Genomic DNA, 21,324 nt, shown 5'->3' with positions numbered 1-21,324 from the left:
GCGCACTCCTCTCCGCGCCCCCACAGGGTGTCGCCGGTTCACCACCGCCTAGTAGGGTGACGAACTCGGGGGCCCACTGCACCGGTTCGAGAGGTGGGGATACGGGAAGATGGCTGTCGGCATGAGCTCGCCGCGACCGGCGCACACCACCGCGGCACGCGCTGCGGAAGAGGAGCCGGACGGGTCGGCGGCCGGTCCGGACGGCCTCGGCGCCGACCTCGGCCAGGACGCCCCCGGCATCGACCCGGACGACCTTCCCGACGGTCTCGTCGTCGCCGACGAGAGCGGGCGCATCGTCTGCTTCAACGCCGCCGCCGCCCGCATCACCGCCACCCCCCGCGCCGACGCCATCGGACGCCCCCTGGACGTCGCCCTCCCCCTGGAGGACCTCAAGGGGAAGCGCTGGTGGGAGCTGACCGACCCGTACGGCGGTCTCGCCACCCGCAAGGCCCAGCCCGAGCGCAACCTGCTGCTGCCCGGCGGCCGTGAGGTGCTGGTCTCCGCCCGTTACGTACGCGAGCACCCGCTCGGCCCGGTGCGCCGGGTCGTGGTCTCGCTGCGGGGCACCGAGGCCCGCCGGCGTACCGAACGCAGCCACGCCGAGCTGATCGCCACCGTCGCCCACGAACTGCGTTCCCCGCTGACCTCCGTCAAGGGGTTCACCGCCACGCTGCTCGCCAAGTGGGAACGTTTCACCGACGACCAGAAGCGGCTGATGCTGGAGACCGTCGACGCGGACGCCGGCCGGGTCACCCGGCTCATCGCCGAGCTGCTCGACATCTCCCGCATCGACTCCGGCCGGCTGGAGCTGCGCCGCCAGCCCGTCGACGTCTCCGCCGCCGTGGCCCGGCACATCCAGGCGCTCATCACGGGCGGCCAGGCACCCGACCGCTTCCGGGTCCGGGCCCGGGGGCCCCTGCCCGCCCTGTGGGCCGATCCCGACAAGGTCGACCAGGTCCTCGGCAACCTCCTGGAAAACGCGGTGCGCCACGGCGAGGGAACCGTCACCATTGAGATCGCCCCGGCACCCACGCCGGGGACGGACGACGAGACGGGAACGGCTGTCACCGTGAGCGACGAAGGCCCCGGCATCCCCGAGGAGTCGATGGGCCGTGTCTTCACCCGCTTCTGGCGGGGGAGCAAGCGCGGCGGCACGGGCCTGGGCCTCTACATCGTCAAGGGCATCGTCGAGGCCCACGGCGGCACCATCACCGTCGACCGGGGACCCGGCGGCGGAGCCGAGTTCCGATTTATTCTGCCCGTGAGCATGCCCGCCTACCTGGTGTGAGCGGCCCGCGGGCGCCCCGACCGTCCTGCGGCCTTTAGACTCGACCTTTGGCACCTTTGCGTCCAGCGGTCTCGAGCCGGGTCGCGCCACCAGCCAATCGGAAGCACGGGAAGAGATGTCGGCACCGAACAAGTCGTACGACCCAGTCGAGGTCGAGGCACTGAAACCGGAAGAGATCGAGCGCCTGCGGGACGAGGCGTTCGCCGCCTTCGCCGCCGCCGGCGACCTCGACGCGCTCGCCCAGGCGAAGACCGCGCACACCGGAGGTACCTCGCCGCTGTCCCTCGCCAACCGCGAGATCGGCGCCCTGCCCCCGCAGGCCAAGGCCGAGGCGGGCAAGCGCGTGGGCCAGGCCCGCGGAGCCGTCTCCAAGGCGCTCGCCGCCCGCCAGGCGGAGCTGGAGGCAGAGCGGGACGCCCGGGTGCTCGTCGAGGAGGCCGTGGACGTCACGCTGCCCTACGACCGCGTCCCGGCCGGCGCCCGCCACCCCCTGACGACCATCATGGAGCGCGTCGCGGACGTCTTCGTGGCCATGGGCTACGAGATCGCCGAGGGCCCCGAGGTCGAGGCGGAGTGGTTCAACTTCGACGCCCTGAACTTCGTGCCCGACCACCCGGCCCGCCAGATGCAGGACACCTTCTTCGTCCGGGGCACCACGCCCGACGGGAAGGCGACCGAGGGCGACGAGTCCGGCGTCGTGCTGCGTACGCACACCTCCCCGGTCCAGGCCCGCTCGCTCCTGGAGCGCAAGCCCCCCGTCTACGTGGTCTGCCCCGGCCGGGTCTACCGCACCGACGAGCTCGACGCCACGCACACCCCGGTCTTCCACCAGATCGAGCTGCTCGCCGTCGACGAGGGCCTCACCATGGCCGACCTCAAGGGCACCCTCGACCACATGGTCCAGGCGCTCTTCGGACCGGACATGAAGACCCGGCTGCGGCCGAACTTCTTCCCGTTCACCGAGCCGTCCGCCGAGATGGACATGGTCTGCTACGTCTGCCGCGGCGAGTCCGTCGGCAACCCCGACCGCCCCTGCCGCACCTGCGGCAGCGAGGGCTGGATCGAGCTCGGCGGCTGCGGCATGGTCAACCCCAAGGTGCTCGTCGCCTGCGGCGTCGACCCCCAGAAGTACAGCGGATTCGCTTTCGGGTTCGGCATCGAACGGATGCTGATGTTCCGCCACAACGTCGAAGACATGCGAGACATGGTCGAGGGTGACGTCCGGTTCACCCGGCCGTTCGGGATGGAGATCTGATGCGCGTCCCGCTTTCCTGGCTGCGGGAGTACGTCGACCTGCCGGCGACGGAGACCGGCCGTGACGTACAGGCCAAGCTCGTCTCCGTCGGCCTGGAGGTCGAGACCGTCGAGCAGATCGGTGCGGGCCTCAAGGGCCCCCTGGTCGTCGGCAAGGTCCTGACCATCGAGGAGCTGGAGGGCTTCAAGAAGCCCATCCGCTTCTGCACGGTCGACGTCGGCACGGCCAACGGCACCGGCGAACCGCAGGAGATCGTGTGCGGCGCCCGTAACTTCTCGGTCGGCGACAAGGTCGTCGTGGTCCTCCCGGGCGCGGTCCTGCCCGGTGACTTCGCGATCGCCGCCCGCAAGACGTACGGCAAGACCTCGCACGGCATGATCTGCTCCACCGACGAGCTCGGCATGGGCGACGACGGAACGCACGGCATCATCGTGCTGCCGCCGGAGCACGAGGTCGGCACCGACGCGATCGAGCTGCTCCAGCTCGTCGACGAGGTCCTCGACATCGCCGTCACCCCGGACCGCGGATACTGCCTCTCGATGCGCGGTGTCGCCCGGGAGACGGCCATCGCGTACGGGCTGCCGCTGCGCGACCCGGCGCTGCTGGACGTGCCCGCGCCGAACGCGTACGGCTACCCCGTCAAGATCTCGGACCCGATCGGCTGCGACCGCTTCACCGCGCGCACCGTCACCGGTCTCCAGCCCGAGGCCCGCTCCCCGATCTGGATGCGCCGCCGCCTCCAGAAGGCCGGGATGCGGTCGATCTCGCTGGCCGTCGACATCACCAACTACGTGATGCTGGAGCTCGGTCAGCCCCTGCACGCCTACGACCGCACCCGGGTCGAGGGGCCGATCGGCGTGCGCCGCGCAGCGCAGGGCGAGAAGCTCACCACGCTGGACGGCACCGTGCGCGTGCTGGACGCCGAGGACCTCGTCATCACCGACGACCGCGGGCCGATCGGCCTCGCGGGCGTCATGGGCGGGGCCAACACCGAGATCGCCGACGCGGACGGCGAGCACGCCCTCACCACCGAGGTCGTCATCGAGGCCGCGCACTTCGACGCGATCTCGATCGCCCGCACCGCGCGCCGCCACAAGCTGTCCTCCGAGGCGTCCAAGCGCTTCGAGCGCGGCGTGGACCCGCAGGCCGCCGCCGCTGCCGCCCAGCGCACGGTGGACCTGCTGGTCCTCCTCGCGGGCGGTACCGCCGAGGCCGGGGTCACCGAGATCACCGCCCCGTCCGCGCCGCGCACCATCGCGATGCCGGCGAACCACCCGGACAGGGTGGCCGGTGTGGAGTACGGACGCGAGACCGTCGTCCGCCGCCTCCAGCAGGTCGGCTGCGACGTCTACGGGCAGGACGAGCTGATCGTCACCGTCCCGTCCTGGCGGCCCGACCTGAACGAGCCGAACGACCTCGCCGAAGAGGTCATCCGGCTGGAGGGCTACGAGAACCTCCCCTCCACCCTGCCCACGCCCCCCTCCGGGCGTGGTCTCACCGACCGCCAGCGGCTGCGCCGCCGCATCGGCAGGGTGCTCGCCGGAGCCGGTTACGTCGAGGCGCTGAGCTACCCGTTCATCGGCGACGCGGTCCTGGACCAGCTCGGTCTGGAGGCGGACGACGCCCGCCGCCGCACGGTCGAGCTCGTCAACCCGATCTCCGACGAGGAGCCGGCGCTGCGCACCACGCTGCTGCCGGGTCTCCTCGGCGCCCTGCGGCGCAACGACGGCCGGGGCAGCCACGACCTGGCGCTCTTCGAGACGGGCCTGGTCTTCCTTCCCCAAGCTCTCAACTCCGTTCGGGCAGGGGATGCCTCATCGACCGGCGAGGAGAAGCAGGCCGTCCGGCTGCCCGTCGACCGCCGTCCCACCGACGAGGAGATCGCCGGTCTGGACGCGGCCCTGCCGCGTCAGCCGCACCGCGCCGCCGTCGTCCTCGCGGGCGCCCACGAGCAGGCCGGCTGGTGGGGCAAGGGCACCCCGGCGACCTGGGCGGACGCCGTCGAGGCCGCTCGTTCGATCGCCGCGGAGGCCGGTGCGGAGGTCATCGTCCGCGCCGACCAGCACGCTCCGTGGCACCCGGGCCGCTGTGCCGCGCTGTACGTCACCGTGAACGGCGAGGAGACCCTCTTCGGACACGCGGGCGAACTGCACCCGCGCGTGATCAAGGCGCTCCACCTGCCCGAGCGGACCTGCGCCGCCGAGGTCGAGCTGGACGTCCTGGAGCAGGCCGTCGACGGAGCGCTCCAGGCGCCCCGGATCTCCACCTTCCCGGTGGCGACCCAGGACGTCGCGCTCGTCGTCGCCGGGGACGTCCCGGCCGCCGACGTGGAGCGGGCACTGCGCGAGGGCGCGGGTGAACTCCTCGAATCGCTGCGGCTGTTCGACGTCTTCACCGGCGAGCAGATCGGCGGGGGCAACAAGTCCCTGGCCTACGCGCTGCGCTTCCGCGCCGCCGACCGCACCCTGACCGTCGAGGAGGCCTCGGCCGCCCGCGACAGCGCCGTGGCCCTGGCCGCCCAGCGCACGGGCGCGGTGCTGCGCGGCGCGTAGTCCTCACGCGCCGAGGCGTTGAGAAGGGGCGTATCCGGCCACCGGATACGCCCCTTCTCCATCCCGCCGAGCGACGGTGGGACCACACGCCGGAGCCGGATCCGGAACCGGGAGGAACGCGGTTCCGGTGTCCGTTCCGCAGCCACCCTCCTTCGTCGTCGGTCAGTGGGCCGTGCGGTCCGGGCGCCGTCCGCGCTGCCTCGGAGTGTCGGGCAGGTCAGCAGCGCGGACGGCGCGGGTGCGGGTCGTGGGCCGTTACGAGGGGGAGCCGACGACCCGGCCGCCTCTTGCGAGGGAGCTCATTCAACCGAGCCCGGGACCCGCGCGGCAGAGCGCACAGCAGGAGGGTTCGGGCATTCCGTTCACACCCCGTGTGAATCGTGCTCCACTAGGCTCATTGCGACACGCACCTGGGGGGACGATGGAGCCCAATGTCCTGCTCGAAGCCCTGATCGAGGAGGCCGGTGTCTCCCGTGCGGGCCTCGCCGGTCACGTCAACCGGGCGGGCCTGAGCCGCGGGCTGAGCCTGCGGTACGAACACACGGCGGTCTCGCGCTGGCTCAAGGGCCAGCGCCCGCGGGGACAGGTGCCCGACCTGATCTGCGAAGTGCTGGCCGGCCGGCTGGGGCGGCCCGTCGGGCTCGACGACGTCGGGATGGGCGCGTCGGCCGCTGCCGCCGGGACGGACGCCGGCGCCGGGAGCGGTTCCCTCTGCGGGTTCGTCGAGCGGGCCACCGCCCTGTGGCGCTCCGACGAACAGCAGCGCCCGCACCTGACCACCGTGCCCGCCGTCACCGGTACCCCGGCGGTCATGCCGGTCTGGGAGTGGGAGAACCCCCCGGAGGACACCGACGTCTCGCGGCCGGGCCCGGGCCGGGTCAGCGCGGCCGACATAGCGATGCTCAAGTCGGCCCGCGACCACTACGAGCAGATGTACCGCAAGACGGGCGGCCTCGCGACCAGGTCCCGGATCGTCCGGTTCCTCAACGCGGAGGCCGCGCCGCTGCTGCGCGGCGGCTACAGCGACACCCTGGGCCGGAGCCTGCACCGGGCGACGGCGGGACTCGTGGCGGTGGCGGGCATCTGCGCCTACGACTCCGACGCCCACGGACTCGCCCAGCGCTACTTCCACCAGGCGCTGCGGCTCGCCAAGTCCAGCGGGGACCGGGGGCTGGGTGGCTATGTGATCGCGCTGCTGGTCACCCAGTCGCTGTTCCTCGGCGACTACCGCCGCTCCATCGCCTTCGCCGAGGCCGCACTGCGGGCCGCCGGTGGTCACATCACCCCCGCCCTCGCCGCCGATCTGCACGCCATGCAGGCCAAGGCGTACGCCCGGCTGGGCGACGCGGCGAGCGCCCGGGCCTGCATCGGGCGGGCCGAGGCGCAGGCGGGCCGGATCCACAGCGGCCGGGAGCCGGACGAGACCGGGTACGTCCAGCCGGGTTTCGTCGACGTCCAGGTGGCGGAGGCGCTGCTCGGTCTCGGGGACCTGCCCGCCGCCCGGGAGCACGCGGCCTCCGCCGTGCGCGCCCCGGCGCACGACCGGGGGCGCGTGCACCGTCTGGCGATGCTGAGTCATATCGAGCTGCTCCAGGGCGAGCCCGACCGTGCTGCCGTTACAGCTGCCGAAATGGCGACACGAGCCCGGGGAATGGAGTCCCAGCGGCTGCGTGACCGGCTGCGGCAGGTCCGGAGCGAGCTGGCCGCGAGCGGCTGCGCCGACGCAGTGGGAACCACCGACCTCATCGACGAGGCGCTCCGCGTGCCTCTGTGAGCTCTGCCGACGCCCCGTCGTTCGCTCCCCCTGACAGCCGAGCCTGCTGGCATGTTGACCCCAACATGTCGAAAGGCGGCAGAACCGTGCAGTGGACGAACTTAAGCGAACAGAATGTGTATCAGAACCCGTGGTTCCGGGTGAATCTGGCGGACGTCCAGCTCCCCGACGGCAGTCACCTCGACCACTTCGTCATCCGGCTGCGACCCGTCGCGGCCGCCACCGTCGTCAACGAGGCGAACGAGGTGCTGCTGCTCTGGCGGCACCGGTTCATCACCGACAGCTGGGGGTGGGAACTGGCCGCGGGCGTCGTCGAGGACGGCGAGGACATCGCGGTGGCGGCGGCCCGTGAGATGGAGGAGGAGACCGGCTGGCGCCCCGGCGAGCTGCGCCCGCTGCTCACCGTGGAACCGTCGAACGGCCTCACCGACGCCCGCCACCACCTGTACTGGTCCGACGAGGCGCACTGGACCGGGCATCCGCAGGACGCCTTCGAGTCCTCGCGCCGCGAGTGGATACCGCTGAAGGTGGTCCCGGACATGATCGCCCGGGGCGAGGTGCCCGCCGCGAACATGGCGGCCGCCCTGCTGATGCTGCACCACCTGAGACTGGGCTGACCCGGCCGCGTCCGAGCGCCCGCACGCACGAGGAGCCGGCCCGGGGTGACCGGGACCGGCTCCTGACAGCGGTTCGCGCGGGTCATTCAGGCGTACGGGCGGAAGCCCGACCCGTTCACGGGCTCCGCTTCGTCGCCGCCAGGGCGGGCCGGGTGGTCTGCGGGCGGTTGACCTCGGCGGGAGGGCCGAGGTCGGGACCGTTACCGTTCCCGGACGGTGTAGGTCACATGTGTCACTCTCGGGGAGTGCTCCGCCCGGACCTGCTTCAGGGCCACACGGCTCGCGTCCACGCCCTCGAACAGGCGGATTCCGGAGCCGAACAGCACGGGTGACAGCGCGATGGAGAACTCGTCGATCAGGCCGGCGTTCACGTACTCCAGGATCGTCGCGCCGCCGCCCGCGATGCGGACGTCCCGGTCGCCGGCGGCCTCGCGAGCCTGGTCGAGCGCGGACTCGATGCCGTCGTTGACGAAGTGGAACGTGGTCCCGCCCGGCAGCTCCCAGGGGTCGCGCTTCTCGTGCGTCACGACGAAGACCGGAGTGTGGAACGGCGCCTCCTGCGGCCACATCTGCTCGCCGGCGTCGAACATGCGCTTGCCCATCACGCTCGCGCCGGTGCGCTCGAACGTCTCCCGCACGATGTCGTTGTCGCGCCCCTCCTCGCCGCCGCCGCCGAGCTTCAGGTTCTCCCGGAAGAACCGCAGCGGGAAGACCCACCGCTGCAGTTCCATCCACTGCTGCCCCATCAGGTCCCCGAGGGAATCGGGCGCGATGAAACCGTCCAGCGACATCGACACGCTGAAGAACACCTTCCCGGCCATCAGCCCTCGGCTCCCTTCCGAACGATCCCGGTGACGTAGGCAGCCAGGTTGCCCAGGGTCTGCCGGCCGGCCTCGATCGCGTGGTACTTCTCGACCGCCTCGTCGCGCTGCTCCTTGGTGGGGAACACCGTGTGCATCTCGATCCGGGTCGCCGCTCCGGCGGGCTCGAACGTCAGGACCGACTCGAAGGCGTTCGGGTCGTCGCGGGTCTCACCGTGGAGCATCGTGATCCGCTCCGGCGGGGCGAGCTCTGTCCAGGAGATCCACTCCTGGTAGTCCGTCCCGTCCGGTCCGTGCATCACGAAGTCCCACTCCCCGCCGACGCGGAACTCGAACGCCCGCGTGGTGGTGGTGAACCCCTCCGGCCCCCACCAGTGCGACAGGTGCCGCACCTCGGTGAACGCCTCGAACACCAGCTCCCGTGGGGCGTCGATGATCCGGGAGATGACGGTCTCGCGGTCGGCTGTCGCCGACCGCGCCGGCGTTCCTTGTTCTGCCGTGCTCATCAGCTACTCCGCTTCCCTTGTCCGCTTCAGGTCCTGCACGTAGGCGTCCAGCCGGTCGAAGCTCTCGTTCCAGAACTGCTCGAAACCGCCGGTCCACTCGTGGACGGGCCGCAACCCGTCGGCGTCGAGGCCGTACAGGCGCTGCTTGCCTGCCTTGCGGTCCCGAACCAGCCCGACCTCCCGGAGCACCCGCAGGTGTTTGGACGCCCCCGGTTGGGTCATCCCCAGCTCCTGGGCCAACTCGGTCACCGACCGCTCGCCCGCCCGCAGCAGCACCAGAATCTCCCGGCGCTGAGGCTCGGCGATCGCGTTGAAGACGTCCGACGTCGTCGCTGCTCGTGCCATGGAACAATCGTATGCCGATATCGGCATACGTCAAGCCGTTCGCCGCACCGGCCACCGTCGTCGAGCGGTCCGACTGTCCCGTCTGTGAAGTGCCCGCCGGAAGCACCGGCCGGTGACCTGGCGAGGACGGACACCGAGGGCGAGCGCACGGTCTTCGACGACGACTCCTCGCGCCGCCTGACGAAGATCACCACACCGGCCCGACCTGGACCTCCGTATGCTCCCTGGTCGTACGACGAGATCGGCGACACGGCCGCAGGCGCCACCAATCCGGAGAGCACCCGCACGAGGGGTACGGGTACCGGCTTCCGGATGACGTCGATCACCGCCGGCGGCAAGACGTACGCGGGGCCAGTGCGGCTCCACCGACCGGTCCGAGCGGATCGGGCTCGGCGACACCTTCTTCCACCATGGGCCCCTCGGCCTCTCCGCCGGCTCAACTGCCGGTGTGGACACGGGATTCAACCGTGAACCCGGGGGCACGCTGAACTCCATGACCCGCGGGCGGAAGAACCATTACTGCCTGACCGACGCGCTCTGCAGCGTCGTCGCGCCGGCCGACGAGACCGGCGCCAAGGCCAACGCCTACAGCCCGCGCGGCGTCCGGCGCGCCACGACTTCCCGGACGCTTCCCCAGTCCAACCGGTTCGCAGGCGGCTGACAGGACCCCACCGGCCTCTGTCGCTACGCGGCCCCATCGGCGACATCGCCACTGGAGCCGCTGCCGTCAGCGGATAAACGAAACCCTGGGGGGAGGCTGCTCTCCTCTCCCTCCAGGGCACAGGAAGGAATTCAGAATGTCGCAGCCGAACGTCGGATGGACGATGGAGCAGCGAGCTGCCGTTAGGCGGTATGTTCAGTTCGCCGCCGTATTCACCGTCCTGGGCGTCGCATTGTCCATATTTCTGATTGCTTCCGGGAACAGTGGAGGATGGGCGCTCCTGGGAATTATCGGGTGCATTTGCGTGGTGGGCTACTTTTTCATTCAGAGGGGGAAGGGCGGGCGAGCCTGACAACGGAGCTCGCTGAACCCCACCGACCTGGGGGGCCGCGCAAATGAGTTCATGGCTGACGTAATCGCCATGCTGGAAGAGCTCAGGGACATCACCCCGCTGACCGCCGAGGCTGCGGCGGCCCGGTTCCTGGCTCAGGAGTGGACGCCCGGGGGCAAGGTCCGTGACGGCGTGGAGACGTCGTGGGACAAGGGCGGCGTCGGGGGCTGGATCCAGACGTTCGGCGGTGGGGCGGTCAGCGTCTCGTTCTCCGTCTGGATCCGCGACGTCGACGAGTCGGGCTACTTCGACGACCTGGATGCCGTCTACGAGGAGGGAGGCCAGGTGCTGGCCGACTTCCTCCCCGAGATCGAGGAGTCCCCGCTTGCCGGCCACCTCATCGAGGCCGAGGTGACGGAGGCGGACAGGGACGAGTTCATCAGGCTGAAGAAGTGGACCCTCGGCGGCCGGATTCTGACCGCCGGTGTGATCCAGCATGACGCCGATCTTCCGGTGATGGTCATGGCGGTGCTGGAGGAGCCCGGCGCTGCCTGACTGAGTCCGTACGCCAGGCCGTCCGCGGCTCCATCCGATGCCGGGCGCGCCCTGGCGTACACGAATCATGGTGGCGGGACCGGGAATCCGAAGACGAGGTCTCGCCGCTGCGGACCGATGCGATGGCGTTGCGGACGATCAACCGGAGCACGGCGTTGTCGGGCGAGAAGAACGCCGGGGACGGTGTCGGAAAGTTGGACGTCGTAGCCGCAGCCTGCGGGCGGAAACGGATGCGGGCGGAGGTCACCCGGACGGAGGCCTTTGGCGTCCCGTTCGCCGGTTCACTTCCGCATCACGCGGCTCCTGGCAGCATGATCGCTCTCGGTCTCGTCATGCGTAGGTCCCGGGTCTGAGTCGCCAGGGACTTTCAGCTCTGTCGGAGGGGCTCCGAGGGGGTTCCCGCCGTACGGGCACGGAAGGCTGCGACAGCGCTGAAAGGCCCAGGGCTTCGGGCCCGAGCATCCACTCGTCCGCGCCGCCGCTCCGTAGCGCTCCGGCACGGCGGCGGGCCGGCGGGAGGAGGTGCGGCTCTTCGGGCCGCACACGGCTCCGGCCTTGGGCAACGTGCCCCCGACGGGGCCGGCGCCGACGACGCCGGGCCCGCCGGTGGGACGGTCAGTAGGCGTAGAAGCCCGACCCCGTCTTGCGGCCGAGGCGGCCCGCGTCGACCATCCGCTGGAGCAGCGGGGGAGCGGCGTACAGCGGCTCCTTGTACTCGGCGTACATCGAGTCCGCGACCGAGGCCACGGTGTCCAGGCCGATCAGATCGGCCAGCTTGAGCGGACCCATCGGGTGGGCGCAGCCCATCTCCATGCCGTTGTCGATGTCCTCACGGCTGGCGATGCCCGACTCGAACATCCGGATCGCGGAGAGGAGGTACGGGATCAGCAGTGCGTTCACGACGAAGCCGGACCGGTCCTGGGCGCGGATCGGGTGCTTGCCGAGCACGTCCTGGACGACGGCCTCGGCGCGGGCGATCGTCTCGTCCGAGGTGGTCAGCGCCGGGATCAGCTCGACGAGCTTCTGCACCGGGGCCGGGTTGAAGAAGTGGATGCCGATGACCCGGTCCGGGCGCGAGGTGGCGACGGCCAGCTTCACCAGCGGGATCGAGGAGGTGTTGGAGGCCAGGATCGCGTCCTGCCGGGTCACCACCTGGTCGAGCACCTGGAAGATCTCGGTCTTGACCTGCTCGTTCTCCACGACGGCCTCGATGACGAGGTCGCGGTCGGCGAACTCCCCGAGGTCGGTCGTGAAGCTCAGCCGGCCGAGGGTCTCGTCCCGCTCCTCCGCGCTGATCTTGCCGCGCTCGGCGGCCTTCGAGAGGGAGTTGTGCAGACGGGTGCGGCCGATCTCCAGCGCTTCGCCGGTGGTCTCGGCGACCTTCACTTCGAGGCCGCTGCGCGCGCACACCTCCGCGATACCCGCGCCCATCTGGCCACAGCCCACCACTCCGACGCGTGCAATGTCGGCCATAGAGTCCGTCACCTCGTGCCTTTCGCTGTTCTCCGTATCGCAGGGTCCCGTGTGATTCCGGTGCCCGCCTCGACCCCACGACGTTACTCCGAATGCCGACGCGGACATCCCGCGGGTCATGACGGCCACGGATGGGAATGATGCGGTTACGTAGAGCCATCGGAGTCGGAGTGGGATGTGGCGGAGAGAGGTGGGCCAGGATGCGGCGAACGGGAGTGGCGCGACGGGCGTTCGTGCTGGGCGCGGCCGGGCTGCTGGCGGCGATGACGTCGGCCGGTGACGCGGTCGCCTTTCCGGCGGGCAGGAGGAGGGGCGGCGGACGGCCCGGGGCGGCGCCGGGTCAGGTGCGCGGTATGTGGATCGCCACGGTCGCCAACATCGACTGGCCGTCCGAGCCGGGGCTCACGGCGGCGCGACAGGAGGCCGAGCTGTTCGGCTATCTGGACCGGGCGGTCGAGCTGCGGCTCAACACGGTGGTGTTCCAGGTCAGGCCGACCGCCGACGCCCTGTGGCCCTCGCCGCACGAGCCGTGGGCCGCCTGCCTCACCGGGACCCAGGGGAAGGACCCGGGCTGGGACCCGCTCGGCACGGCGGTGCGCGCGGCGCACGACCGGAGCCTGGAGCTGCACGCCTGGTTCAACCCCTACCGGGTGGCGAACCACACCGACCCCACCCGCCTCATCGCCTCCCACCCGGCCCGGCTGAACCCGAGCTGGGTCGTGCCGTACGGCGGGAAGCTCTACTACAACCCGGGGCTGCCGGAGGTCCGCCGCTTCGTCCAGGACGCGATGCTGGACGCCGTGCGGCGCTACGACATCGACGCGGTGCACTGGGACGACTACTTCTACCCGTATCCGGTGGCCGGTCAGACCTTCGACGACGACGCGGAGTTCGAGCGGTACGGCGGTGGCTTCGCCGACCGGGCGGCCTGGCGGCGCGACAACATCGACCGGCTCGTGCGCGAGACGGGGGAGCGGATCCGGCAGATCAAGCCCCACGTCCGCTTCGGCGTCAGCCCCTTCGCGGTCTGGCGCAACGCGGCGACCGACCCGCTGGGTTCGGACACCCGGGCGGGCGTACAGACCTACGACGACCTGTACGCCGACACGCGTAAGTGGGTCAAAGAAGGGTGGATCGACTACATCTGCCCGCAGATCTACTGGTATGTCGGCCAGGCTGCCGCCGACTACGCGAAGGTCCTCGCCTGGTGGAGCCGGACCGTCCGGGGCACGGGCGTCGATCTGTACGTGGGCGAGGCGCTGTACAAGGCGGGTGACCCCGCCCAGGCGGACCCCTGGCAGGACCCGGCGGAACTCTCCCGCCACCTCACCCTCGCCCGGGACCACGCGGAGGTGGGCGGCCATGTCTTCTTCTCCGGGAAGAGCGTGATGGCGGACCGGATCGGCGCCATGCGACGCGTGGTGGCCGACCACTACGCGGACCGGGTCCGGCTCTACCCGGACCGGGGCCGCACGTTCCCGCACCGCGGCGGTCGCCCGTCGGTGAGGTGACCCGGGTCCCGGGCCCGGTCTCCGGCGGGGCACGCGGTGGTCGGGTCGGCCCCGGGGTGGCGCATCGCTGAGGGGGAGCGCGGTGGCCGGGGTCCGGTGTGCGAGCCCGGCCGCGCGCCTCCTGCCGCTACGACCCGTCCTCCGGCGCCTCCCTGTGCCGGACGACGCTGTCGGGGCCCGGTGACATCAGGTGTTCGTGGCCGTCCTCGAAGCGGAGCCGGTACGGGGGAGCGCCCCCGTCGCCGAGCACCTCGATGATCTCGGCGACCCGGTCGTGCTGTCCCACGGTTCTGCCGTGCATCAGCAGCCGGTCGCCCGTGTGTGCCTCCATCGGGAGCGACCTCCTCACAGGGGGAGACGGTGTCCGTGTCGACAAGTCTATGACCGTACGCGCCGGGATACCCCCGCTGCGCCGCGCCCGGCCCGCTGGGTGGCGGCGATGCAGACGAGCACGGCCACCGCCGCGACCGGAGCCGCGGCGGACATCTCCTCGCCGAGCAGGAGGAAGGACCACACGAGCGTCAGCAGCGGCTGGGCGAGCTGGAGCTGACTGGCCCGGGCGACACCGATCGCCGCCATGCCCCGGTACCAGACGTACAGCCCGAGGAAGGTCGACCCGGCGGCGACCCACACCAGGCCGAGGACGCCGTGGGCGTTCAGGTGCACGGGTTCGAGGGGCAGGGCCACCAGGCTGCCCGCCACCGCGAGCGGCAGGCACAGGACCAGGGCCCAGCCGATCACGTGCCATCCCGGCATCAGCCGGGCCAGCCGGCCGCCCTCGGTGTACCCGGCCGCGCACACGAGCAGCGCGCCGAACAGGTACAGGTCGCCGGGGGCGAGAGCCCCGCCGCTCTGCTGCACGGTGAAGGCGATGACCACGGCAGCCCCGGCGAGAGCCGCGGTCCAGAACGTGCGCGAAGGGCGTTCACCGGTGCGCAGGGATCCCAGCACCGCCGTGGTCAGCGGCAACAGGCCCACGACCACGGCCGCGTGCGAGGTGGTTGAGGTCTGCAGGGCCAGCGTCGTCAGCAGCGGAAAGCCCACCACCACCCCGCCTCCGACGACCGCGAGCCCGGCCCAGTGCCGGCGTTCGGGCGGCGGGACGCGCGCGGCCAGCAGCACACTGCCCGCGATCAGGGCGGCGAGCACGCTGCGCAGGGCTACCAGGGACCAGGGGCCGAAGCTCTCCAGGCCCCAGGCCGTGGCCGGGAAGGTGAGCGAGAACGCCACCACGCCGAGCCCGGCGAGCACGGTGCCGCTCCGCCCGGCCGAGGGCCCCGGCGCCGTCCTGCTTCCCGACCCGCCGGCAGCCGCAGTCGTCGCCGTAGTCGCTTTCGACATGATCGCCGAGGTGGTCCGCGAGGCGCCGTCCGGTTCGGCAACCGCTATCGATGCAGTCGGGGTAGCGCTATTATCTGCTCTCATGCAAGAGCGTAGCAGCGTCGCGGAACTGGTTACTTCCCTGCGGGCCGATCTCAACCGCTACTCTCCCGGTGGAAAGCTGCCGTCCAGTCGGGCACTCGTCGAGCGGTTCCGGGTCAGCCCCGTCACCGTCTCCCGCGCCATCGCCCAGCTCGCCGCCGAGGGGCTCGTCGTCACCCGCCCCGGCTCCGGCGCCTTCCGGGCGCATCCCCGCGTCGCACTGCCCGCGCCGGGCGACACGTCCTGGCAGGAGGTGTCGCTGAGTGGCGACGGCGGGCCCGAGGTGGTGCCGCGCACGGTGGACGCCTCCGGCGTGCTGGTCACCCTCACCGCACCGCCGCCCGGCGTCATCGAGTTCAACGGCGGCTACCTCCACGCCTCCCTCCAGCCCGAGCGGGCGCTCTCCGCGGCCCTGGCCCGCGCGGGCCGCAGGCCCGGCGCCTGGGGCCGCCCCCCGACGGACGGACTGCCCGAACTGCGGTCCTGGTTCGCCCGGGAGATCGGCCCCACCGTCTCCGGCACCGACGTCCTGATCACCGCGGGTGGCCAGAGCGCCCTGGCCACCGCGCTGCGCGCGCTCGCCCCGCCCGGTGCCCCGGTCCTCGTGGAGTCGCCCACCTACCCCGGGATGCTCGCCGCCGCCCGCGCCACAGGGCTGCGCCCCGTCCCCGTGCCGATGGACGCCGACGGGGTACGCCCCGAGCTGCTCGCCGACGCCTTCCGGGCCACCGGCGCCCGGGTCTTCGTCACCCAGCCGCTCTTCCAGAACCCCACCGGGGCCACCCTCGCACCCGCCCGCCGCCCCGAGATCCTGGCCATCGCCCGCGCGGCCGGGGCGTTCGTGGTCGAGGACGACTTCGCCCGCCGGCTCGTCCACGACGACGCCGGACCGCTTCCGGCGCCGCTGGCCGCCGACGATCCCGACGGTGTCGTCGTCCACGTCTGCTCGCTGACCAAGGTCACCTCGCCCAGCCTGCGGGTCGGGGCCCTGGCCGCCCGGGGGCCGGTGCTGGAGCGCCTGCGGGCCATCCAGGTCGTCGACAGCTTCTTCGTACCCCGGCCGCTCCAGGAAGCCGCGCTGGAACTCGTCGGCTCCCCGTCCTGGGGACGTCACCTCGCCGCCGTCGCCGCCGAGCTGGGCCATCGCCGTACGGTCATGGCCGCCGCACTCACCGCCGAACTGCCGGAACTCGTGCTGCCGCACCTCCCGGCGGGCGGCGGCAGCCTCTGGCTCCGGCTGCCGGGCGGCGGTGCGGGAACGGCCACCGACGAGCCGGCCGTCGTCTCGGCCGCCCTGCGCGCCTCCGTCGCCATCGCCCCGGGGCGCCCCTACTTCTGCGCCGAGCCCCCGGCCGGCCACGTCCGTCTGAGCTTCGCCGCGGTCTCCGGGGCGGCCGAGATCGCGGAGGGCGTCCGCCGCCTCCGTACCGCCTTCGACGGGCTCCTGGGCGGCTAGTACGTCTCCGGTGGACCGGACCGGACCGGACGAGCGGACCTGACCGCATCGGACGGGATCGGACCGGATCGGACTGGATCGGATCGGATCAGGGAGTGAGATCCGGCCCGCCTCGCAACTGACCGCGAGCGGTGGCTTCTCGGGGCGCCCGGCGCGTCGAGGACGCACGGCCCCGTCCGGTCGTTGCCGCGTGGCGGGCGAGGTGTGCCTCGACGGCGCTGCGGGCGGTGGCGTACACCGCGCTCTCGGCGGAACGGGAGGGGTTGGCGCTGATGCGGTTGTGGTGCATGTGGAGCAGTGACGCCAGGAGCGGAGTCACCTGCGCGTCGGTGCCGGTCAGGTGGTGTCCGTAGGAGGACAGGGACTCGGCGGTGGCGGTCCACGCCTTCATCAGGGGTGCTGTGGCGGGCAGGGCTCGCAGGGCGGCGAAGTCGTCGAACGGATCGACGATGCGCAGGGCCTCCCGACGCTGTGCGCGGAAGGCGTCGTGGTGCTCTCCGCGCGGTGCGACCGAGAGCAGCAGGCGTGCGCCCGGCGGCTCCACAGAGGTGTCGTCCGGTGCGGGGAAGCGGAAGGCCAGGTGGGCCTGCCCGGCGGCGGCGAGCAGCAGCGGGTCCATCGGAGGAGGCGAGGCGTCGAGGAGGCGGAGGTGTTCCAGGGCGGCCGCGCTGTCGGCGTGGAAGACGCGCTCGGCGGCGGCCATGGCGTCGGCCGTGCCGCCGTAGCGCGCCGTCTCGGGTTCGTACGTGTCCAGGACCAGCCGTCCGGCCAGCCCCTGCCCCCGCAGGTCTTCGGTGAGGTCGCGAAGGCGGGGGAGCACCTGGGCGGTCAGCGTCCGGGGACTACCGTGCAGCCGCAGCCGCAGGTGCGGGTCGGGGTCGGCGTAGCGGACGAAGAACCAGCGGTCGACTTCGTCCGGCAGGCTGTCCACCAGCCCGGGCAGGTGGTGGACCAGCACGGTGTTCTGGGTCACGGCGGGGCAGTACAGCTTGGCGAAGATCCAGTCGCCGCCCGGGAGATGGCGCTGCGGACGGCCGCTCGACGGCGTGCCGCGCGGCCGAGTCGGGCCCGACGTGTCCGTGGGGGCGGCGCGACGGAGCAGCGGCACGGAGATCTCGGCGGCGTGGTGGCCGCCGGTGGGACCGGTCAGCCAGCCGCTGCCCGAGCCGTCCGGGTCGACGGATGCGTGGATCTCCGCGTCCGGGTGGTGCCTCAGCTCCTGGCGCAGCAGCGAGAGGTCGGCGGGGCGGGTCAGATCGAGGGGGAGGCGCTGGTCGAACGTGCCCACCTCGATGCGGTCGGGCACCCGCCACCGCCGCTGCCAGGCGCGCAGGGCGGGAAGCCAGTGCCGGGTCTCCGTGGCTCCGTCGAGGACATCCTGGTCCCTGACGAGCCAGCGGGCACGGCTCAGTACGGATGGTCCGTGGCGTACGCCCGGCAGGTACGGCCAGTCCCGCGCCGCCCCCCAGTCCCAGCCGTACAACGGGCGTACCCCGTCCGCGGTCAGGAGTTGCAGCAGCGCCACGTGCGGAGGGGCGTGCGTGCCGGTGTTCAGCATGTGGAAGGTGCCCGCCGCCACGTCTCGCCCGCCGTGGGCCGGCGAGACCAGGCGCAGACGGTCCGGGGTGGCGACGACGGCGAGATCCTCCATGCCCAGGGAGCCGGGGGCCGACCGTTCGCCGAAGGTGCCGGGGGCGAGGGTGTGGCCGGCCCATCGGGGCGTTCTGATGACGTTGCCGCAGCGGGCGTCCCGGGGGTGGAAGACGAGCTGCACGGGGACGGGAGCATCCGCGGTGCCGACAGGGCTGCCGGTGAGGGCGGCGGCCGCCAGATTCCCGAGGTCCTGCGCCGCCTCGGGCAGCAGGGGCGCGAAGCGGCCCCACAGCGCACCGGCGGGCCAGGACCCGGTCAGCGGCGACATGACCAGGGTGAAATCGCCCCGCTCCAAGGCGTCCGGTGAGCGAGCCAGGAGGTGGAAGACCGCCTCGGCCGACGGCGGCGGCACCCCGGCATCGTCCTCCAGCGCGGCGATGTCCTTGTCGGTGAGGTCGATCTCGCGGCGGCCCGAGAGGACTGCCTCCTCGGCGAGAGCGAGCAGGGCACGGTCGCGCCGTCCGTCCCCGCCGGTGCTCGCTGCGAGGGGAGCGGGATGCCCCAATCCGTCCACCGGGTCGAGGAGTTCGTCCAGGGGGACCGCCCGCTCGGTTCCGTACCGGTGCAGAAACGCCTCGTGGTAGGCGCCCAGCGGGCGCCGCCACGGTGCGGGCGGACCGGTTCGCCACAGCAGATCGGCGGCGCGGGCGGCCTCCTGTGCCACCGCGCGGGGCAGCTCGATGTCCGCGTCCAGTGCCAGGTCCACCGTGACCGGGCGCTCGCACGGTTGCAGGGCACGCATCCGGCGCACCGCCCGGCGAAGCTCGGGCAGCCCCCGCCCCGGAGGCCGGGCGCTGTAGTCGGCCAGATCAACGGTCACCTCGCGCAGCCGCGCGGTCTCGTCGGCGGCGGCGGGAATGCCGGCGAGCCGGTCGGTGAGATCGCGCAGCGGGTCCGGTGCGTCCGGGGCGGGCGGCAGGTCGGTGAGAAGGAAGGAATGGGCGACCAGTTCGGCGATGACGCCCTCGACCGCCCCGGCCGGCGGCTCGGGCAGGCTCTCGCGCATCCGGGCCGTCAGCTCCGCGTGGGTGACGGGTGTGCGTGCGCAGGCCAGCGCCGCACTCACCGCTTCCGTGCACCGCACGGACACCTCGTCGGCGGGCCGTCCGTCCGCCCGGCCGGCGTCGGCAGCGGTGACGTACGGCAGCACCAGACGCTCGCCGCGCCGCACGCACAGGCCGTTGGCCGACAGCCGCAGGTGCGCCAGGATCGCGGGCCGGCGCTCCCACCGCGAGGTCACCTCCGCCAGCCAGGCCGCGTCGGGCTGTACGGCTTTGCGGTGCGCGGCGGCGAACCGCAGGGAGAGGGTGTCGGTGAACCGCAGGCGCGTCACCCCCGCCATCAGCCCGAAAGGGGTCGAGCGGCCTCCCATCCGGATCCGGTAGCGCAGCACCGCCCGGTAGCAACGGCGCAGCTGGGGCAGTGTGGCGGGCCGGCCGTCCAGCAGACCGTCCACACGGTCGGCCAGGGAAGGGCTCGACAGGGCCAGGGCTTCGGCTACCAGGGGTTCGGCGGCCAGGTGAAGGATCGCCTGTCGTAGCCGGTCGGCCTCTCCGGGAGCCCGGTCGGCCTCTCCGGGAGCACCGGGCTCCTCGGTGATCTCGTCGGCGACGATGCCGGGCGCCGGGCCCGGGGCATCGTCCGTGAGCCCGGCCCGGAGCGCGGGATCATCGACGGGGAGCACCGGGGAACGCATGAGCGCCATGCCCACAGGGGCGTACAGGGCACCGGCGGTTACAGGGGTGGTGGTCATGGTGTCCTCCGGGGTGTTCCGCTCAGCCCGCGCGGCACCGGCCCCGCCACCGGCGAGACGGTGGCGGGGCCGGTGCCCGCTGTCCGGGCCGTGGTTCGCCTACGCCCCGGTCATCGGGTGCATCGTGTGGCTGGTCATCTGCCGGCCGGCCTGTCCGGCCGCGGACCGCGCTCCGGCCATCGGGTGCAGTGTGGTGCTGGTCATCGGCCGGCTCGCCTGCCCGGCCGCGGACTGCGCCCCGGCCATCGGGTGCACCGTGCCGATGGTCATCGGCCGGCTCGCCCGCCTTGCTGCCGGTGTGCGTCCCTGCCCGCTCCCGGAGCGCTCGTCCCGGCCACTGAGGTCCGCTGACGCGCCTACGCGGACGTCGAGGTCATACGGACTGCTCGTCATGGGTATTCCTCTCCTTCAAGCTTCCTTCACTGCCGTATATCACCACATTGACACCGATAAGGGACCTTCACGTCATCAGTGGGAAGGAGTCCTGTCTGCGACCTTCGACGCATGCTCCCGGTCCGCCCCTGACCGCATGGGCCAAGGTCTGCCGCAGCACGACGAGTTCCCGGGCGGCGTCGCCGATGCAGCGGGCCGCGCCCGGGTCCATGAGGGTGCGGCCGGGTGGGCCGGCCTCGCCGAGAGGGAGAGCTGCCTTCTCCGGCACGACAGGGCTGGGAACGGCCACCCCCTGCCCCGGGGCATGCCGCGCTTGCACGCCCTCTTGACCAAACAGGCGTTCGGCCCCACGATCCCGCCATGACGCTTCGGGTCTCCCTGGTCGCAGCGGCGCGCAGCTCCTCCCGGCTGGCCGAACGCTTCGACGACGACCGGCCGCTCGATCAGGCCGGCTGGCACGAGGTGCAGCTCGTCGCCCACACGCTCGTCCCGCTCGGCGCCGCCGAGCTGCGCTACTGCTCGCCCACTCCGCGCAGCCGCGCCACCGGGGACGCCCTCGGCTTCGCGCCGATGGCGCAACCGGCTCTGCGTGACTGGGACATGGGCCGCTGGCGGGGGCTGACGCTGGGCGAGGTCACCGCCCGGGAACCGGCCGCCGTGGACCACTGGCTGGCGGACCCGCGCAGCGCGCCGCACGGCGGCGAGTCGATGCTCGGCTTCATCGGGCGGGTCGGCGGCTGGCTGGACACCCGCCCCGCCGCCGACGGCCTCGTCGTCGCGGTCGCCGAACCCGCCGTGATCCGGGCCGCCCTCGTCTACGCCCTGAACGCCCCGCCGTCCGCGTACTGGAACGTCGACGTCCGCCCGCTGTCCACCATCACGCTGACCGGCCTGCCGGGCCGCTGGAGCCTGAGCCTGGAGGCGGGCATCCGCTGACCGGGGCGGACCGGGGCGGGGT

18 protein-coding genes are annotated in these 21,324 nt (G+C 72.4%); 10 read left to right on the top strand and 8 right to left on the bottom strand.

Going from position 1 to position 21,324, the window contains the following annotated elements:
• Positions 1 to 109: 109 nt before the first annotated feature.
• From HET64_RS14930 to HET64_RS14910, 5 genes are all read left to right on the top strand, one after another.
• The gene (locus tag HET64_RS14930) at positions 110 to 1,288 is read left to right on the top strand and encodes an ATP-binding protein (RefSeq protein WP_215105700.1); all 1,179 of its coding nucleotides are present in this window, start codon (positions 110 to 112) and stop codon (positions 1,286 to 1,288) included.
• 115 nt (positions 1,289 to 1,403) lie between these two features.
• Positions 1,404 to 2,543, top strand: coding sequence for a phenylalanine--tRNA ligase subunit alpha (gene pheS / locus HET64_RS14925; protein ID WP_215105698.1), 1,140 nt, complete (start codon positions 1,404 to 1,406; stop codon positions 2,541 to 2,543).
• Entirely contained in the window at positions 2,543 to 5,095 is a 2,553-nt protein-coding gene (pheT, locus tag HET64_RS14920; protein ID WP_215105696.1) for a phenylalanine--tRNA ligase subunit beta, read from the top strand. Before pheS ends, pheT begins: the two co-directional genes overlap by 1 nt.
• A gap of 421 nt (positions 5,096 to 5,516) precedes the next feature.
• Complete coding sequence (locus tag HET64_RS14915) at positions 5,517 to 6,869, top strand: transcriptional regulator (protein ID WP_215105694.1); 1,353 nt, start codon at positions 5,517 to 5,519, stop codon at positions 6,867 to 6,869.
• 86 nt (positions 6,870 to 6,955) lie between these two features.
• On the top strand, positions 6,956 to 7,486 hold the full coding sequence (locus HET64_RS14910; protein ID WP_215105692.1) for an NUDIX hydrolase: 531 nt from the start codon (positions 6,956 to 6,958) through the stop codon (positions 7,484 to 7,486).
• A gap of 200 nt (positions 7,487 to 7,686) precedes the next feature.
• Here the strand turns inward: HET64_RS14910 and HET64_RS14905 are convergent, their stop codons facing one another.
• From HET64_RS14905 to HET64_RS14895, 3 genes are read right to left on the bottom strand one after another with little or no spacing between them, the layout of a single operon-like run.
• Positions 7,687 to 8,307, bottom strand: a complete 621-nt coding sequence (locus tag HET64_RS14905) for a dihydrofolate reductase family protein (protein ID WP_215105690.1) — start codon at positions 8,305 to 8,307, stop codon at positions 7,687 to 7,689.
• Complete coding sequence (locus HET64_RS14900; RefSeq protein ID WP_215105688.1) at positions 8,307 to 8,813, bottom strand: SRPBCC family protein; 507 nt, start codon at positions 8,811 to 8,813, stop codon at positions 8,307 to 8,309. Before HET64_RS14900 ends, HET64_RS14905 begins: the two co-directional genes overlap by 1 nt.
• A gap of 3 nt (positions 8,814 to 8,816) precedes the next feature.
• Complete coding sequence (locus tag HET64_RS14895; RefSeq protein WP_215105686.1) at positions 8,817 to 9,158, bottom strand: metalloregulator ArsR/SmtB family transcription factor; 342 nt, start codon at positions 9,156 to 9,158, stop codon at positions 8,817 to 8,819.
• Between the two features lie 493 nt (positions 9,159 to 9,651).
• Between HET64_RS14895 and HET64_RS39885 the strand changes: the two genes are divergently transcribed.
• Both HET64_RS39885 and HET64_RS14885 read left to right on the top strand, forming a co-directional pair.
• On the top strand, positions 9,652 to 9,819 hold the full coding sequence (locus HET64_RS39885) for a hypothetical protein (RefSeq protein WP_308370055.1): 168 nt from the start codon (positions 9,652 to 9,654) through the stop codon (positions 9,817 to 9,819).
• Between the two features lie 403 nt (positions 9,820 to 10,222).
• The gene (locus HET64_RS14885; RefSeq protein WP_215105684.1) at positions 10,223 to 10,705 is read left to right on the top strand and encodes a hypothetical protein; all 483 of its coding nucleotides are present in this window, start codon (positions 10,223 to 10,225) and stop codon (positions 10,703 to 10,705) included.
• Positions 10,706 to 11,320: 615 nt separating this feature from the next.
• Here the strand turns inward: HET64_RS14885 and HET64_RS14880 are convergent.
• Entirely contained in the window at positions 11,321 to 12,178 is an 858-nt protein-coding gene (locus HET64_RS14880) for a 3-hydroxybutyryl-CoA dehydrogenase (RefSeq protein ID WP_069755867.1), read from the bottom strand.
• Positions 12,179 to 12,411: 233 nt separating this feature from the next.
• Here HET64_RS14880 and HET64_RS14875 point away from each other — a divergent pair, with 233 nt between their 5' ends.
• Positions 12,412 to 13,689 carry a glycoside hydrolase family 10 protein gene (locus HET64_RS14875; RefSeq protein WP_215105717.1) on the top strand — a complete coding sequence of 426 codons (1,278 nt, stop codon included), beginning with the start codon at positions 12,412 to 12,414 and terminating at the stop codon, positions 13,687 to 13,689.
• A 127-nt stretch (positions 13,690 to 13,816) separates the two neighbouring features.
• On the opposite strand, the gene HET64_RS14870 is transcribed toward HET64_RS14875, so the two are convergent.
• Both HET64_RS14870 and HET64_RS14865 read right to left on the bottom strand, forming a co-directional pair.
• On the bottom strand, positions 13,817 to 14,020 hold the full coding sequence (locus HET64_RS14870; RefSeq protein ID WP_215105682.1) for a DUF1918 domain-containing protein: 204 nt from the start codon (positions 14,018 to 14,020) through the stop codon (positions 13,817 to 13,819).
• Positions 14,021 to 14,067: 47 nt separating this feature from the next.
• Complete coding sequence (locus tag HET64_RS14865) at positions 14,068 to 14,940, bottom strand: DMT family transporter (RefSeq protein ID WP_215105680.1); 873 nt, start codon at positions 14,938 to 14,940, stop codon at positions 14,068 to 14,070.
• Between the two features lie 172 nt (positions 14,941 to 15,112).
• Here HET64_RS14865 and HET64_RS14860 point away from each other — a divergent pair, with 172 nt between their 5' ends.
• The gene (locus HET64_RS14860; protein ID WP_215105678.1) at positions 15,113 to 16,567 is read left to right on the top strand and encodes a PLP-dependent aminotransferase family protein; all 1,455 of its coding nucleotides are present in this window, start codon (positions 15,113 to 15,115) and stop codon (positions 16,565 to 16,567) included.
• 88 nt (positions 16,568 to 16,655) lie between these two features.
• On the opposite strand, the gene HET64_RS14855 is transcribed toward HET64_RS14860, so the two are convergent.
• Together HET64_RS14855 and HET64_RS14850 are read right to left on the bottom strand one after the other, a co-directional pair.
• Positions 16,656 to 19,973: a lantibiotic dehydratase gene (locus tag HET64_RS14855; protein ID WP_215105676.1), complete on the bottom strand. Its 3,318-nt coding sequence runs from the start codon at positions 19,971 to 19,973 to the stop codon at positions 16,656 to 16,658.
• A gap of 99 nt (positions 19,974 to 20,072) precedes the next feature.
• Complete coding sequence (locus HET64_RS14850; protein ID WP_215105674.1) at positions 20,073 to 20,366, bottom strand: hypothetical protein; 294 nt, start codon at positions 20,364 to 20,366, stop codon at positions 20,073 to 20,075.
• Between the two features lie 360 nt (positions 20,367 to 20,726).
• Between HET64_RS14850 and HET64_RS14845 the strand changes: the two genes are divergently transcribed.
• Entirely contained in the window at positions 20,727 to 21,302 is a 576-nt protein-coding gene (locus HET64_RS14845; protein WP_007457533.1) for a histidine phosphatase family protein, read from the top strand.
• The last annotated feature ends 22 nt before the right edge of the window (positions 21,303 to 21,324 follow it).

The sequence above is a fragment of the Streptomyces sp. McG3 genome (assembly GCF_018619185.1).
In the GTDB taxonomy this organism is placed as follows: Bacteria; Actinomycetota; Actinomycetes; order Streptomycetales; family Streptomycetaceae; genus Streptomyces.
Note: the sequence above shows the minus strand (reverse complement) of the source record. Positions and strands in the feature narration are given on the sequence as shown.